This is a genomic window from Paenibacillus sp. P36, assembly GCF_045866505.1.
In the GTDB taxonomy this organism is placed as follows: domain Bacteria; phylum Bacillota; class Bacilli; order Paenibacillales; family NBRC-103111; genus Paenibacillus_E; species Paenibacillus_E chondroitinus.
On record NZ_AP038372.1, the window covers coordinates 8,616,578 to 8,632,819 of the forward strand.

The window sequence follows — 16,242 nt, forward strand, 5'->3', positions numbered from 1 at the left end:
GAGAAATGATGAGTACACAAGTTTTATTGGATTTAAAAAATGTCAGTAAAGTGTTCGGCAGTAACCACGTGCTCAAACAGATCGATTTGCAAATCGAACGGGGAAAGTTCATTACGTTTCTCGGACCTAGCGGATGCGGCAAAACAACACTGCTGCGCTCCATTGCAGGCTTTTACACCATAGATGAGGGTGAAATTAAAATAGACGGCCAGCTCGTCAACGATCTGCCGCCCTATAAACGCGGAACGCCGATGGTGTTCCAGGAGTATGCTTTGTTCCCGCACATGACCGTGTTCGATAATGTTGCATACGGGCTGGACATCCAGAAGCGCCCTGAAGCGGAAGTACAAGAACGCGTAAAGACGGCGATGGCCAAAGTGAAGCTGACTGGCCTGGAGGAGCGCTACCCGCACGAGATGTCCGGTGGTCAGCAGCAGCGCGTGGCTATGGCCCGTGCACTGGTCATGAACTCCCCGATCATCCTGTTGGATGAGCCGCTCAGTAATCTGGATGCGAAGCTGCGTGAAGAAGTCCGCGTGGAATTGCGCAGCATTCAACAAGAGCTTGGATTAACTGTCATCTACGTTACCCATGACCAACTCGAAGCTTTGTCGATGTCCGACTCCATCGTTGTTTTTAATAAAGGCGCGATTGACCAGTACGGTACGCCGCATGAGATCTACTACAAGCCTCGCACCCCTTATGTCGCCGATTTTATTGGTACAACCAATTTCGTTGATGCTATCGTGCGCAAAGTGACGGGTGGTACGGCCATAGTGGAGTACGGCGAGAGCGGCCGCACTGCTAGTGTAACGACGGATGAGGTTCTGGCACCAGGCGAAAAGGTTCTGCTTAGTATTCGTCCGGAATCCATGCGGATAAATGCGCCAGAGGCGGGCAGCTTTCTCGTTAGCGGTTTCGTGAAATCATCGATGTTCCTCGGTGAGAAAGAGCGGTATTTCATTATGGATGATAATATGAAAGAATGGATTGTTGATGCCTATGACATCGGATTAACCAGGTTTCAAGGGAATGTCACGATCCATGCCAGTGATGATAAAATTCATTTAATGAAGATAAATGAATAGGACATAAATACAACTAGCAGCTTGGCTGAAAAGGGAAACTTGAGTTTCCTTTTTTGGCTGTTCAGGAGGGATTTTGCAGGATGTTGAAAAAGAGTTTGCTTGTGCTCCTAGTGGGGATTGGGATCTTCTTTGGTTTTCGCTTCATCGGAGAAAAGAAAAGCAATCAGCCGCTCAAGGTGTATGTGATCTTCCAGGAAGATGCCGGGCGGATTTTGCTCGAAACGTTTAAGGAGAAAACGGATCAGTCCTACGACATCATCCGGATGTCGAGCGGCGAAGCCAGCTACCATCTGCTGACGCTAGGTAAAACCGGAATCGATGTAGTCCTCGGCGGCCCTGCCGATCTGCATGAGCAGCTCAAAAACAAAAGCAAATCCCTTCGCTACTCTCCGGCAGCTGCAAGCAGCATTCCAGCTGCATACAAAGATGCCGCCGGCTACTGGACAGGCATGTACATGGGGGCTCTCGCCATCGGCGTGAACCAGACCGTCTGGCAGCAGGACCCTCAGCTGAAGGGTCTGCCGCTGCCGCAGCGGTACGAAGATCTGCTGCGCCCCGAGCTCAAAGGCAAGATCGAGATTCCCGACCCCGAGACGTCGGGAACCGGCTACACGCTGCTCGCTTCTCTCGCCCAGCAGCGCGGCGACGGCGAAGCGATCGCTCTGATGCAGGCGCTGAAAAAGCAGAGCGCCTCCATGACGTTCGCCGGCAACACGAGCGCGCAGCATTTGGCAGAAGGCGAGATGGCGGCGGCCGTCTCGTTTTTGAGCGATCAGCTGCGCTTCAAAAACTCCGGCTACAACATCTCCTCCTTCATCCCACCGCAGGCCGGCTGGGAGATTGGAGCCGTGTCGATTCTGAAGGGCGGCAACAACACCGCTGCGGCTAAGCAGTTGGTCGATTTCATGCTCTCCCGCGAGGTGCAGACGGATTACATGAACACCGCCTTCTCCTTTCCAGTGGCGCCGGATATTCCGGTGAACCCGCTCCTTGCGCCAGTAAAGCTGGAGAATCTACTTGCCACCTACCGCTTCGATCTAGCTGCTCAGCAGCATGAGAAGCTGCTGAGCGCTTGGCGAACGGCAGAGTAACGGGAGGTGAGCGCTGGCAGCCCTCTGCTCTCCTCACGTTGTACTTTGTACAACATGATGGGCCCTGGCAACTCCCTGCCCTCCCTATGTTGTACTTTGTGCAACAAGATGAGCCCCAATTGCCCTCTGCCCTTCTCTATGTTGTACTAAGTACAACAATTTCAGCTAAAACAGGCTGTTTCTGGGCTTTTGGGGTCAAATCATTGTATTTTCTACAATGAAGAGCGGGTTTACAGGGCATAAACCTCATTTATGTTGCAGAAAGTGCAACGAGAACATAGTGCCGGCCTCACCAATTGGAGGTCGATCTCGTTTTAGAGTCCCCCTTCTCCATTCGATTGGACGATTTCCAATGAAACCTGCATTTATTGGGTCAAATCCCACTTTTCATTGGATGAATTCCAATGAGGTTCCTTCAAACCCTACTAAATTAGCTCAAAATCGAACACTAGGTTGGATTTCATCCAATGAGAGGTGCTTTTTGACCAGTTAAATCACCCTTTCGTTGGATTCTATCCAACGAGGCGAAACTCCGAAACTTTCCACTCTACTTCACCACTCTCTAGTCACACCCTATTATTTCACTTAACACTTGCTGCTTTCTGCTTTCTGCCTTCTGCTTGCTCCTTGCTGCTTTACATATACTGCTTACAGCTTATTGCTTACTCACCACTCCTTACTATTCACTATTTACTACTTAACACTTGCTCCTTAACACATTCCACTTACCCCTTATTACTTACTATTCCCTACTTCCTATCTACTTTTCATTATTCACTTCTCGCTTCTCACTTCTCATTGCTCAGTGCTCTCTACTCACTACTCACTATCTACTACTTAACACTTGCTCCTTGCTACTTAACACTTACTACTTACCTCCTACTATTTATCACTTATTACTTAACACACTCACTACTCACCAATCAGTCGCATTACCCACTCTACTCACCAATCCACGCCTTCTCCTCACCTCACGCCAAGTCATAACCATGCAAAAAAACTGCCAGCCCAAGCAAAAGTTCTGCTTCAAGCTGACAGCTTTATGACTTATCCCTCACGGTGAGGGCTGCCTTTTACACATGAACAGGACTAGCTTCCTGCCTTTTCTTCGTGGCTTCAAGTCTGCTTGAACCCACAAACATTGCGGTAATGAAGCCGATGATACCTACGCAAATGCTGAGGATAAAACCGTGATTAATCGCGGTTGCCAACGCACCTTGCAGGAACTGACGGATCTCAGGCGGAATCGTTCCGCCTGCATGCATCAGCAGCTCTGGATTCGCCAGAGTACTAATTTTATCGGCGGGAATGCCTGCTTTGGCCGCACCATCTGCTATCAGGTCACTCAAGTTATTATTGACTATGGTGGACATAATCGACGCACCCATAATACCACCAATGCTGCGCCAGAAGCCAACGATGGAGGAGCTGACTCCCATGTATTTAGGATCGACATTGGCGGCGATCGCACTCTGTGCAACGCTCATCAGCGGTCCGACTGCACCAATTCCAAGCAGAATCATAAGAGCGATCATATACCCGTTAGAGGCGCTCGGGCCAACTTTGGTCAGCAGCAACGCAACAACAATCGTCATCGTCATACTAACGAGCAGCAGCGGACGGAAGGCAAATTTGGACTGCAAGAAGCCGAAAAGAACAGCACCACAAATAAGAGAGGCCATCATCGGCGTAAGCACGCCATTAGAGTTGGTGTGACCTAGCACAGCGACGCTAAAAATAGGAAGATAGGTGATAGCCGAAAACATAAGCACACCTTGGCAGAAGACGATGATGCTGGTTCCTAGCACCATTTTGTTCTTGAAAATGGTGAGTGGAAGGACCGGCTCAGCAGCCCGCTTTTCAACCAGAATAAAGAAAACGGCAAAAACCACCGACACAGCGAACAAGCCAATTTCCTGCCACGAGCTCCAAGCGTAATCTTTCCCGCCCCATTCCAGCGCCAGCATGAGAGAAACGGTTGTGATAATGAGAAATAAGGTGCCAAGATAATCGATTTTCGGTTTGCGTTCCGAACGCGTCTCTTTCAAGGCAATGATCAGAACGAGCATAGAAGCAAGGCCGATCGGCACGTTAATATAAAAATTCCATCTCCAACCTAGATGTTCGGCAATAAAACTGCCCAGCTGTGGACCCGCTACGGAAGAAAGGCCGAAAATCGCTCCGAAAACCCCTGACATTTTGGCAGCATCCTTCGGATCGTTAAAGATTGTATAGATAATCGTGAAACTAATGGGCAACAGCGCGCCAGAACCGATTCCCTGAATAACTCTGAACAAAATGAGCTGATCCACGCTTTGCGCCATCCCGCATAAGGCCGAGCCAATCAGAAACAGGCCGATCCCGATCAGGTAAAACATTTTTCTGCCGAATAAATCCGACATTTTTCCAAACACTAGCATGGTACTCGTCGCCGCTAGCATATACGCGGTAAATACCCAGCTGATTTTATCAAACACGTTGAAATCCTCACTTAGCTTGCTAATGCAGGAAGCGACGATTGTATTATCCAGCGATGACATCAATAAGCCTAACGCCATGGCTAAAATAATCAGCTTCTTATTTGAACCTGAACCATTCATGTTAATCCCTCTCCTCTTGCTCTAAATTTCTAAGCCGAATCAGACCTTCCGTAATCATCTCGAGCTTAGCTTCATAATTCTTCATGCCAATTTGAATACAGATGACTTGCGAAGGATGCATTTTATCCTTGTACAACACGCACAAGTCTTTCAGCTGATCTAACTGTTCCATGATTTGGATCTGCGCTTTCTCCAGCCACTCGATGACCTTGCTATTCCCCACATATTCACCAAAAAACAGCCTCATCAGGAAATCTGATTTCACATTCTCCGCTTCAATTGGGCTTTGCAAGTATTCGTTAAACTGTTTTTTTCCTTTCTCTGTGATGGTGTAAACATTTTTGTTCGGCTTCCCATCCTGTAAAATGCTTTCCTTCGTCAGCAGCTCATCCTTCTCCATTCGGTGAAGCATGGGATAGATCGTTCCGTAACTAGAGCTATAGAAATAGGAATATAACGTTTCAAATAATTGTTTAATTTCATAACCAGTTAACGAACGATCCATTAATGTTCCTAAAATGACGTCCTGACTGTTCAAGGTGAGATCTCCTCCACATAAGCTCATATTTGATATTTCGATTGTTAATATATCATATTGATATATGACGTGTCTATATATGTATGACTACAAATAAAAAAGCTGCCCAAAGTCATCTCTGACCTCAGACAGCTTATTCGAATGCCTACCAGAACAACTCCCCGTGCCCTAATAGCCGGGATAATCCTTCCGCAAAGTAATAATCGCCGTAAATTAGCGGCACATCCACATTCTTGCCTTCCGGGTAATGGCTCGTACCATGAAGGATCAGTCCTTCCTCCGTCTCCGAGTCCCACGCGCCGTAGTTCGTATAGAGCGAGTGCAGGATGCGCTCACCCGCTTGACGGTACAGGCTGCTCTCTTGCCCGCCGCTAACCTGCTCCGCAATCAAAAGCAAACCGCAGGCCGCACAAGCGCCTGCCGACGTATCGCGATATGCCGTGATTCCCTCCGGCAAACGGAAATCCCAATGCGGCACATGATCCTCCGGCAAGTTGGCCATGAAAAAGTGCGCTGCGCGCTTGGCGGCATCCAGATACCGTTCATCTCCCGTGTGGAGATGACTCAGCGCCATGCCGTAAATCGCCCACGCCGTGCCGCGCGACCAGCCGGAGTCAGGGGCGAAGCCCTGCCCGCCTTTCACTTCGAGCTTCTCGCCCGTGTGCGGATCGAAGATCACGATATGGTTCACAGAACCATCCGGGCGAATGAAGTGCTCTAACGCCATGTCGGCATGCCGCACAGCGATATGCGAGTACCGCGGGTCTCCGGTCGTCCGGGAGGCCCAGTGCAGCAGCGGCAGGTTCATCATGCAATCGATGATGGCCCAGCCGGCATTGTCTTCGCCCTCGCGCCACGGGTTCCACGCGCGGATGTAGTTGCCCTGCACGTTGAAGCGTGCAGCGAGCAAATTCGCCGCGAGCAAGCCGCGGCGTTTAGAGTCCTCCGCGCCTAACAGCTTGTAGCGGGCAACGCTCGTCAGCGTCCACATGAAGCCGATATCATGGTCCAAGCGGTAATAATCCGCGATGACTTGATCGAGCTGCCCCTCACAGGACTCAGCCAGCAGCTTCAGCTGCTCGTCTTGCGTGTCGCGGTACAACAGCCACAGCAGTCCCGGCCAGAAGCCGGCCGTCCACCACGACGCAGGCTCCAGTTGGTATTCGCCCTTCACACTGGCATGTGGGAAGCGGTCTCCGATTCTTTGGCTTGTCTTTGCTACTTTTTGAACCGTCTTGTCCCAAGCTTCCTGAACCCAATCTAGTGAAGCACTTGAAGTACTCATGTTGATCACATCCTAAGTTAATTTTATTGAAAGTCAAATCTAAACGCAGCATGTATGTTCAGGTTTGAATCGGACAACACGCCCGGCTTCAACTTAAAATCAAGCGCATAACATGTCTCCGGCTGATCAAAATGATTCACGTGATGGAGAGTCTCGACCTCCCAATCAAACAGGTCCATATCATAAGAAACAAGAACCCGCGCTTCTGCCGATGCCGCTATGACAATTCGCCCATCCTCCGCTTGCTGCGGGTGATGCCATGCCATGAACCGCTCCACAACTGCTGTTGGGGCTTGTGCGAATTCGTAGCTGTCCGTCACCTCTAGTGTTGGCGGCTCTGTTTTGTGCCAAGTGAATCGACGTACAAGTTCATTAAGCTTCTCTGTCTCATAGGCGCTGGATATTTCTAATGCGAAATCATCCTGCTCCTCATTGCTGTTATACTTCAGCACCTCTGCCCGATGCTCCGCTCCAGCTTGTTGATACAAACCGTCAATGATCGGTACAGAGTGGCTTTGAGAGCCGTTGCACAAAATTTCATAACGCTCCGGTCCAAAATATTTCCGCGAATATTGCCCGCTCCCCAGATCCGGAAGCAGCGTTTCGCCTTGCGCATACAGGATGAAATGTCCGATGTCATTATGATTATGCGGTTCATTATTATGCCCGCCTTTGGCCGCGAAAACATAAGCGCCCTGCTCTTGAAGCTGTCTGGACACCAGCCACTGGGCATCCGGCAAATAGTAAGCCGCCGTTCGCCAAGCGCTTTCCTCGATGTCCTCTAAAGACCAGAGCAAATTCCTTAACGCAGGTGCCCATCTGCTGCAGTGATCATCACGGAAACCTGCACGCAGCGACAGCTCGGGATGCTCAATTTCCGGATAAAGCTGCTTCAGGTAGCCGCTTAATCCCATAAATATCCCGGCTTCCCCTTGCGAGTCGGAGAAATTCACAACCTTCCTCCCGTGGAGGAAGCTTTTCTGCTGGAACAAGGCCACTTGCCGCACCTTGTCCGCCTGGAACCAATTGACGGCGCCACCGGTACGCCTAAGGATCAAATCAGCGGCATAGGTGAAGTAACCGAAGCCGTACTGCCAATACATGTACCCTTCGGTACATGCTCCGTCTTCTTCGAAGCCGCTGAGGTACGAAGCGAGCGCGGGAAAAGCTCGCTCCAGCACCGCTGCGAGCTCGTCCTCGTCCTGCAGCGTGTAAATCGCTGCAGCGGCAATGGAGCCTCCGCAGACAGAGGCCCAGTTGTGAGTCGCGGTCTCCCAGTGGCTGGGAGCCTGCGTCACAAAGGGCCGCAGAATGCGGCGCAGCACTTCTTCGCGGATGCGTACGCGGAGAAGTTGCGGCAGCGCGTCGCCGAGCAGCGCGCTGATTTCGCTGAGCGCGAAGGCTGTCTCCGCCGCGAAGAGATCAATAGTGAACGACTCCGTGGAGCGGTTCACCAGCCCTTCTGCCGCATATTGCGCCTCTTCGGCGGGCCTCATTTCCGGCCCATGCAAAATATGCGCAGGCAAACACCATGTATACTCATCCAAAATGGACGAAATTGTATCAGAAAGCGCATCCAAATAGGGGCTGTCCACCCCATCTAACCAAGCTAATAAACCAAATGTCGTCAAACGATTGCGACGGCGGAAATAAACAAGCTCATATTCCCTTCGAGAACCCGTTGTGGAGAATAAACGAAACAAGGAATACGTCAACGCCGGTATCGTTTCCTGCAGAAGCTTGTCCCCTTCTTCTCGGATCTCCTGGATCAGCTGTTTGCTTTCCTTGCCTTGCAGTAAGTGCGCCTTTACTTTCAGAGGCGTTTCCTCATGAAACAACAGCTGTGAAGAGGGATTCGACGCAGCTAGCAGGGCTGCTTTTACATTTTCCAAGTTCAAGTTGTCTACAGATACACTCATCCTAATTCGACCCACTTTCCCATGTCATGTGAAGGCGGCTGGCCTTCCGTCCGAGCAGACTTCCTGGATCTTACCATTTACAAGCTACATATCTTTCATTATAAAGAATTAGAGGCCATTCGTTAGCCTGTTATTTTGACTTTTTTGACTATTATCTTGACCAGTTTGAGACTATGGCGCAACATGGTAGAGAGATAGAGAGAGAGACTAGACTTTACCGGAGAGGTTGGACTGAAAAATGAGTCATCAAGCCGTACAAGGAACCGATGCTCCCAAAGGGCGGTTTCCGGTTTCCCTGCTTTCTTTAACCGCTGGCGCCTTTGCCATTGGCATGACGGAGTTTGTGATTATGGGCCTTTTGCCCAATGTTGCGGAAGACTTGCATGTCACCATCTCACAAGCCGGCCAGCTCATCACGAGCTATGCCATGGGTGTGGCGATCGGTGCTCCAATTCTCGCTTTGTTCACGAACAAACTGCCGCAAAAGCTGCTGTTATGCCTGTTAATGGGTGTGTTCATTTTAGGCAACGCCATCAGCGTCATCGCACCCAACTATGCCATCCTGATGGGCGCTCGCATTGTGACAGCGTTAGCTCACGGGACGTTCTTCGGCGTAGGCGGAGTAATCGCCGTACATCTGGTTCGCCCGGATCGACGGGCGGCGGCCATCTCCATTATGATGGCCGGTCTTACGAATCGCCAATATTATGGGCGTTCCATTTGGCACTTTCATCGGGCAGCAGCTCGGCTGGCGTGCCTCGTTCGGTGCGATTGTGCTGATGGGCATTGTTTCGCTTATCGGCATTATCTTTTTAATCCCGCGCGTGCAGCAGGAGAAAAGCGCGGGTATTCTTCAGCAATTCCGTGCTTTAACGCAGCCCAAGCTGCTGTTGATGCTGCTCATGGGTGCGCTGGGCAGCGGGAGCTTGTTCACCGTTTTCACGTATATTACACCGCTGCTGGAACAAGTGACTGGCTTCTCGGAGCATCGTGTTGCGTGGATTCTCGTTCTCTTCGGCTTTGGCGTTACTTTCGGCAATATCATTGGCGGCAAGCTTGCCGACTGGAAGCTCATGCCGGCATTGCTGGGTAATTACGCGGCTTTGGCCCTCATTCTTATTATTTTTAATATCACGGTTCATCTGCCCGTTGCTGCTGTTATCACCATTTTCGTCTGGGGAGCGGCTGCGTTCGGCATTCTGCCGGGGTTGCAGCTGCGCATTATGACGATGGCGAAGGACGCGCCTATGCTAGCCTCCACTTCGAACCATTCGGCGAACAATCTCGGCAATGCCAGCGGCGCCTTTATCGGCGGGTGGGTCATCACCCATATGGGGCTGACCTATCTCCCTTGGGCTGGGGCTTTGCTGCCTGTGCTAGGGCTGCTGATCGGCTTCGTTAGCTATGGGTTGGAGCGGAAAGAGAAGCGCGCAAGCGCAAATCCTAGCGGGCAAAAACTGGCGGGGTAGTTCGCAGGACAAACCTGACCCTCAAATCGCGGACCCCAGTCCCCTCTGTCGATCAGAGAACAACAAAAGGCATACCCACCAGTAGTTACTACTGAGGGTATGCCTTTTCTGTTATGGCCGCTGCGATTCCGCGGTAACCGGCTCAATTAACTTCAATAACGCGATGACATCCGCTTTATCGAACGTTCTATTGCCATCCATATCGTAGCGCAATGGCGTCACGGCGAGAACGTTGGTGATGTCCCAACGTTTCTCCCCATTTTGATAAAAGAGGGAAACGATACGTTCCGTCGAAGCTGTACCGTCCGAGCTTATCACTTTGACTTGGAATCGGTTCAGTCCTTCCACGAAAGTGACAGGTTCACTCTGTCCGTTCGCCACTGTGATGGCTGCGCCCAACTCACCGCTCTGCGGATCCATTCGCTTGAGCGAGGTGCTAGTGCCTTCTTCCGAAGAGGCTGCGTGAAAGATGAATGCCGGGCTGGCGCCATGAACAACAGCTGCGGTCCACAACGTGGACGTTGGAAGCACTTTGCCATAGCCATCACTCGTGAGCGAAAGCTGTACCAAGGCAGGCTGTACAATAACTGTCACCGCTGGAGACTCCGTGCCGTCTGTGATGCCGCTTCTTTCGTACAGCGCTGTGAATCGGTGTGTACCGGAACTCACGCCTGTTAAGCTAATTTCGGCGTTCCCGTACACGTCTGTCGTTACCCTCGCTCGTTCAGTACCGTTCTCTCTCAATGAAATGTAGCCGGGTTGATTCAGGTCACCGATTAAGTTCCCTACAGATACGGAGAATTGAATAGGTTCCCCAAGCTGAACAATGCCACTCGGATGATTCAAAATGAGTACTGTCCCCTGCGTATTGGGTTTGATGATTTGGGTGATCGGGGCTGAACTCCGCTCCTCGTGCACCGAATCAGGAACGTATGCGGCTTGAATGACGTATGTTCCCGGCAGCAACGCTGCTGATGTAATTGTAGCAGTCCCTGTAGAGTCAACATCTATTGGTGTGCCTGGTAAATTACCACCGCTAAAAACAATATGGCCGCCAGGGATTTGCGGTTCTCCATTCGTATTCGTCACGTGAGCAGTAAATGTAATTGGACTTCCGTAATAAACAGCCTCCGTTACTGAAGCGGTAACCACGACGGTAACAGGGATCGGCTTGATCTGCAAGCTGCTGCTCGTTGACACCCCTTCAAGGTGCTCGTCATCCCCCAAGTAGCTGGCGAGGACGGTATGTGTGCCAACGGCAAGCTGCTCAGTCTCCCAAGTTGCTATCCCGTTCGTCAGCGTCATAGCCCCTGGCCAATTGCTGAAGCCCCCTGTACCTGAAAGTGTGACCGTCCCCGTAGGCACAGAACCTCCGCTGCCTGCATTAGCTACCTGCACGGTTACGCTAACCTTGTGCCCGTAGACGCTATCCCCCGATTGCGGTGTCATAGATAGGTGAACCGTAACAGGCGCTTTGGATACCGGCTGGGTGATCGACTGTGAAACACTCGTGACATGATTGCTATCACCGCTATATTCCGCCGTAATGACGAGATCGCCAACCGGCAAATCATGAGTGGTAAGCACCGCGGTGCCGTTGCTGTCTAGTGAGACTGGCACTTGCAAGCTTTCACCATTATTTTTGAACGTAACCGTACCTGTAGGTTTGATACTAGGATTGCTTGTATTTATGACCTGTGCCGTTAAAGTCGTCGTTTCACCAACTGAAATCCCACCCGATGACGACAGGGTTGTTGATGTGCTTGCTTTGTTTACGGTATGCCCGACAGCCGTTGCTAGACTAACCGCATGGTTGGCATCTCCGCCGTACTCCGCTTTAAACGCATGGGACCCCGCCGATAAAAGATTCGGCATCGTCCAATCAGCCGTTCCTGCATTTAGTGTCGCGGTACCCATAGTGGTTGCACCATCTTTGAATGTTACGATACCACTTGGCATAATCGAGCTGCCATTCGTATTCGCCACGGTTGCTGTTAACGTCAATGGAGTCCCGTAGGTGGAAGTCGCGTCCGTCGCTCCTGTAACCGTCAAAGTGGATGACGTAGGAATCAGATTGATCGTCACTGGCGTGGAGCTTGAACTATTCGCAGTATGGGTAAGACTTCCTCCGTAATTCGCTGTAATCGAATGGGTTCCCACGTCCAAATTGGAGGCCGTCCAGGTTGCCGTTCCCGAATTCAACGTCCCTGTGCCCAGCACTGTCGAGCCGTCCTTAAACGTCACAGTACCCGTCGGCCCAAAAATGCTTGCCAGGCCATTCGTCACGGTTGCCGTTAACGTTACCGAATTCCCGTAAGTTGTACTTCCCGGACTGGCGCTAACCGTCACTACGGTCGGTATCCCTAGCACGGATTGCGACAAACTGCTTGATGTACTGTCGAGGTGCTGACCATCTCCATCATAAGTAGCCGTAACCGAGTAACCGCTAACCGGCAACGACGACGTTGTGAAGCTGGCAACGCCACTTCCGTTGACACTCACAGTGCCCAGGACATTGCTGCCTTCTTTAAAAGTAACCGTCCCTCCGGGCTTAACCGGACTGCCGCCTGTGTTGGTAACTGTCGCCGTGAAAGTGATCGGCTCGCCGACGTAAATGAATCCGGCATTCGAGCTAAGCGTCGTATTGGTTTGAATTTTAGACACCGTATGTACAAAGCTAGACGTTTTTGAACCATGTATACCGTCACTGCTTGAATAATTAGCTGTTATCGTATGTTCACCGACGGCTAGACCGGAAAAAGACATGGCCGTGTAAGCGTTGAAGTTTTCAAGCTCTGCCCAAGTTCGAGTCGTGAGTACATTATCTTGACCGACAAGTGTAACTGTTTTGGCCACTTTATCTACTGTGATTGCTGTCACGTAACGATTCCCCGATAACTCCCAGGACTTTACCAGATTGTTATTCGCATCAAAGGCATTCAAATACACATAAAAATTGTTATTGTTATCGCTATACGCCCAGTAATTCAGTCCACCCCATTGAATCACAGGACAGTCCGAACAAGTCAATTTTTTGCCAGACTGCACCGGAGCAAGCCCAGCATTCTTTGTAACAACCTCCGGCTCTGAAGCAACAAGCTCCAACGGTCCCCCGATCAGTGTGCTCCCATCGTAGAATGTTACGTTCCCTGTGGGGGTAGACCCGTTCGCTGCACGATCCGCCACAACCGAAGTAAATGGCACTGACTCCCCATAAATGGACGAAGCCGGGCCTGTTATCGCTTGTTCCACTGTTGTAGATGCATAAGCTGCAGGCTGGTAAAAGTTAACCAGCAACGCGACCATTAGAACTGCGCCAATCCAACGCAGCTTATTCCCATTTTTCCGTTTCACTATCATTCCTCCGCCCTGCGTAACTCTAGTAAGTATACTAAATTTATCGGGTTTCCGGTGCATAAAATGAATAGAAAAAAGCCATCTGCCCCCATCAACCGCGGGTACAAATGGCTTTTCACGTCTCATACGTCAAACAGGACGCTCTATCTCAAACTGCTCTCCCAATTTCGCATAGGAGTTGCCCGCCAGCCGGCTCACCGGTCTCAATTTTTGAGCATCAATATGACCCTTGTCGTACAACTCATTGGCGATGTGAAAATGCACCACGCGGCCGATCAGCAAATCCGCAGAAGGGGCTTCTTCCGTCCCCCCAAGCGGTATGGCTCGCTCGAGAACACACTCCATCCGTATGCTGGCTTCCGAGATGCCCGGCACAGCTACCTTCACACTGGGAACAGGTGTCAGGCCAGCGAACACCACTTCGCTTTCATCAGAAGGTAGTGCAGCTGCCGTTTGATTGATCTCGTTGACATATGACTCATCAGAGATATGAACAACGAACTCCCCTTTGGCGATGGCATTACGCGATGTATCTTTGCGTTCGCCCTGCCGACGCTGCACCGACACGGCGATCATCGGCGGGTCCGCCGTTACAATCGTGAAGTAACTGAACGGTGCGGCATTAAGGACGTCCTCTGTCGATACAGTCGTAACAAAGGCGATCGGTCTAGGAATAATGCTGCCGATCAGCAGCTTGTAATTCTCCCGTTCGGTCTGATTCGAAGGGTCGATGGCGATCACAGACATCACCCCTTTTCTTAATTATTTAAGCTAAATTTGACTTAAACCAAGTTCCCGCTGCATCAACTTCCGAACGAGTCAATTGATGTCCGGCATTTTCCCAATGGACTTCGATCTCAGCCCCCGCCTCACCTAGCAGCTTTTGCAGCTCCTCGGTCTCTTCCGGCGAGCAGATCGGATCATTGCGGCCCGCCCCGATAAAGATAGGGGTGTCGGTCAAATCCGGAAGCTGGATGCCGCGCCGCGGCACCATCGGATGATGCAGGATCGCGCCACGGAGCGCATCCGGATAGTGGAACAACAGGCTGCCCGCAATATTGGCGCCATTGGAGTAGCCGATGGCCACCATATTTCGGCGGTCAAAACCGTGCTCTACGGCAGCTTCGTCCAAGAAGTCGTTCAGTTCTTTGGTGCGGAAGATGAGGTCCTCCTCATCGAAGATACCTTCTGCAAGTCGGCGGAAGAACCGCGGCATCCCATTCTCCAGCACATTGCCTCTGATGCTTAATACGGATGACGCCGGGGAGATCGCTTGAGCCAGCGGCAGAAGATCGCGCTCGGTGCCGCCGGTCCCGTGCAAGAGCACGAGCACCGGAGCCGTTACGTCTGTTCCTTGTTGGAAAATATGTCTCATTGTCCGTTACCCTCCAATTCACGCACCGTGATCGGTGGCAGATTGCGCTCGATTTGAGCACGATTCGCTTCGAACCATTCTGGCAGCATGATTTTCTCACCTAGCGCCTCAGGAGCTTCGTCTCTTGCGAACCCTGGAGGATCTGTCGCGATTTCGAACAGAATGCCGCCTTCTTCACGGAAGTAGATCGCGTTAAAATATTGACGGTCTACAATCGGCGTAGGGTGGTACCCACTGTTCTGCACATGATTTCTCCATAGTTCATGCTCAGCATCATCTTTGGCCCGCCATGCGATATGGTGGACTGTACCAGCCCCGCCTGCTCCATAAGGCATTGGATTCACAAGAATGTCGATGATATTCCCAATATCGCCAAAGGATTTGAAGCGAGCGTAAGCGCCCTCTTGCCCAACTTTCTCAAGCCCCATAACCTGCTCAAGCAGCTGCGATGTTTTGTCCGGAGCCGTACTGTAAAGGATAGCACCGCCGAAGCCTTTGATCGCTTTGTCCGCAGGAACGCCGCCAAATGACCACGTGCTAGGAGCTCCTTGCTCACGCTCAACGATTTCCAATTTCAAGCCGTCGTGATCTTCGAATTGCAGATAGGTCTCATGGAATCTTTCTGTTTTCTCAAAGGATACGCCGAATTGGTTCAGACGTGCTTCCCAAAAGGCAAGACTACCTGTAGGGACCGCATATGTTGTGATACCTACTTGGCCGCCGCCGATACGCCCTTTGCGGGAACCGGCCCAAGGGAAGAATGTGATGATTGTTCCTGGACTACCGTGCTCATCGCCGAAATAGAGATGGTACACTTCAGGTGCATCGAAGTTGATTGTTTTTTTGACCAGACGTAATCCTAGAATACCCGCGTAGAAATCTACAGTCCCTTGTGCACTTTGAACGAAAGCTGTTATATGGTGAATACCTGCTGTTTGTTGTTTTGTCATTTGAAAACACTCCTCTTTATTAGTTTAATTAGTTAGTTTTAGTTATGTCCTGCCCTGTGTAGAAAGAATCTTAGAATAATAATGCATCAATGGAGTAGGCGCCAGCGCCGGTTAGTGCTACACCTATAACAACTACAAGCAGCAGTAAATTGTACTCGTAACCGCCTGTTGTGTTCCAGTAGCCGTTTTTGCCATGCACTTTGGCAATGGCCATCACCATCGTCAACGCAATCAGCAAGGAAGCAAACACAGTACCTAAGCCTGCTGCGAACAATAACCCACCCGCAAACTCCATCAAACCAGCCAGAACCGCCATCGCGACACCAGGTTTAATACCAATCGACTCCATCCAACCGCCCGTTCCTTTCGGACCGTAGCCCCCGAACCAGCCAAACAATTTCTGAGAGCCATGGGCCATGAAACTGAGCCCTACAACCAAACGGATCAGCAGCAATCCTAATGCGATACTCATCACGGATCTCCTCCATTTCAAATTTAAGAATCTTTAATTTAAGATATTAGGTAAAAGGTAAAGTAGTTACGCCTCCGTTTTGGGGACAAACTACTTTT

The 16,242-nt window shown here is 50.8% G+C and carries 11 protein-coding genes and 1 pseudogene; 3 read left to right on the forward strand and 9 right to left on the reverse strand.

The features are described from left to right. Window positions 1-5 precede the first annotated feature (5 nt). Together ACKTT9_RS37830 and ACKTT9_RS37835 are read left to right on the forward strand one after the other, a co-directional pair. Window positions 6-1,088, forward strand: a complete 1,083-nt coding sequence (locus tag ACKTT9_RS37830) for an ABC transporter ATP-binding protein (RefSeq protein ID WP_407869986.1) — start codon at window positions 6-8, stop codon at window positions 1,086-1,088. Window positions 1,089-1,168: 80 nt separating this feature from the next. Then, entirely contained in the window at window positions 1,169-2,179 is a 1,011-nt protein-coding gene (locus tag ACKTT9_RS37835) for an extracellular solute-binding protein (RefSeq protein ID WP_407869987.1), read from the forward strand. A 1,073-nt stretch (window positions 2,180-3,252) separates the two neighbouring features. Here ACKTT9_RS37835 and ACKTT9_RS37840 read toward each other — a convergent pair. The 4 genes from ACKTT9_RS37840 to ACKTT9_RS37855 all read right to left on the reverse strand — a co-directional run bounded on the left by ACKTT9_RS37840 (window position 3,253) and on the right by ACKTT9_RS37855 (window position 8,521). Then, window positions 3,253-4,779, reverse strand: coding sequence for a DHA2 family efflux MFS transporter permease subunit (locus tag ACKTT9_RS37840; RefSeq protein ID WP_407869988.1), 1,527 nt, complete (start codon window positions 4,777-4,779; stop codon window positions 3,253-3,255). Between the two features lies 1 nt (window position 4,780). Next, window positions 4,781-5,317, reverse strand: coding sequence for a PadR family transcriptional regulator (locus ACKTT9_RS37845; protein WP_407869989.1), 537 nt, complete (start codon window positions 5,315-5,317; stop codon window positions 4,781-4,783). Between the two features lie 145 nt (window positions 5,318-5,462). Further along, the gene (locus ACKTT9_RS37850) at window positions 5,463-6,602 is read right to left on the reverse strand and encodes a glycoside hydrolase family 88 protein (RefSeq protein WP_407869990.1); all 1,140 of its coding nucleotides are present in this window, start codon (window positions 6,600-6,602) and stop codon (window positions 5,463-5,465) included. 23 nt (window positions 6,603-6,625) lie between these two features. Continuing rightward, window positions 6,626-8,521 (reverse strand): heparinase II/III family protein, encoded by a 1,896-nt coding sequence (locus ACKTT9_RS37855; RefSeq protein ID WP_407869991.1) that lies wholly within the window; start codon window positions 8,519-8,521, stop codon window positions 6,626-6,628. A gap of 238 nt (window positions 8,522-8,759) precedes the next feature. On the opposite strand from ACKTT9_RS37855, the pseudogene ACKTT9_RS37860 reads away from it, so the two are divergent. Further along, window positions 8,760-9,990: pseudogene (locus tag ACKTT9_RS37860) on the forward strand (MFS transporter). Between the two features lie 111 nt (window positions 9,991-10,101). On the opposite strand, the gene ACKTT9_RS37865 reads toward ACKTT9_RS37860, so the two are convergent. The 5 genes from ACKTT9_RS37865 to ACKTT9_RS37885 form a co-directional block, all read right to left on the reverse strand. Beyond that, entirely contained in the window at window positions 10,102-13,344 is a 3,243-nt protein-coding gene (locus ACKTT9_RS37865; protein WP_407869992.1) for an Ig-like domain repeat protein, read from the reverse strand. A 132-nt stretch (window positions 13,345-13,476) separates the two neighbouring features. Next, complete coding sequence (locus ACKTT9_RS37870; RefSeq protein WP_407869993.1) at window positions 13,477-14,088, reverse strand: flavin reductase family protein; 612 nt, start codon at window positions 14,086-14,088, stop codon at window positions 13,477-13,479. A gap of 25 nt (window positions 14,089-14,113) precedes the next feature. Then, window positions 14,114-14,722: an alpha/beta hydrolase gene (locus tag ACKTT9_RS37875; RefSeq protein ID WP_407869994.1), complete on the reverse strand. Its 609-nt coding sequence runs from the start codon at window positions 14,720-14,722 to the stop codon at window positions 14,114-14,116. Further along, complete coding sequence (locus ACKTT9_RS37880; RefSeq protein WP_407869995.1) at window positions 14,719-15,672, reverse strand: ring-cleaving dioxygenase; 954 nt, start codon at window positions 15,670-15,672, stop codon at window positions 14,719-14,721. The genes ACKTT9_RS37875 and ACKTT9_RS37880 overlap by 4 nt, the downstream gene beginning before the upstream one ends. Before the next feature lie 70 nt (window positions 15,673-15,742). Then, complete coding sequence (locus ACKTT9_RS37885) at window positions 15,743-16,144, reverse strand: DoxX family protein (RefSeq protein WP_157318409.1); 402 nt, start codon at window positions 16,142-16,144, stop codon at window positions 15,743-15,745. Window positions 16,145-16,242: the final 98 nt, after the last annotated feature.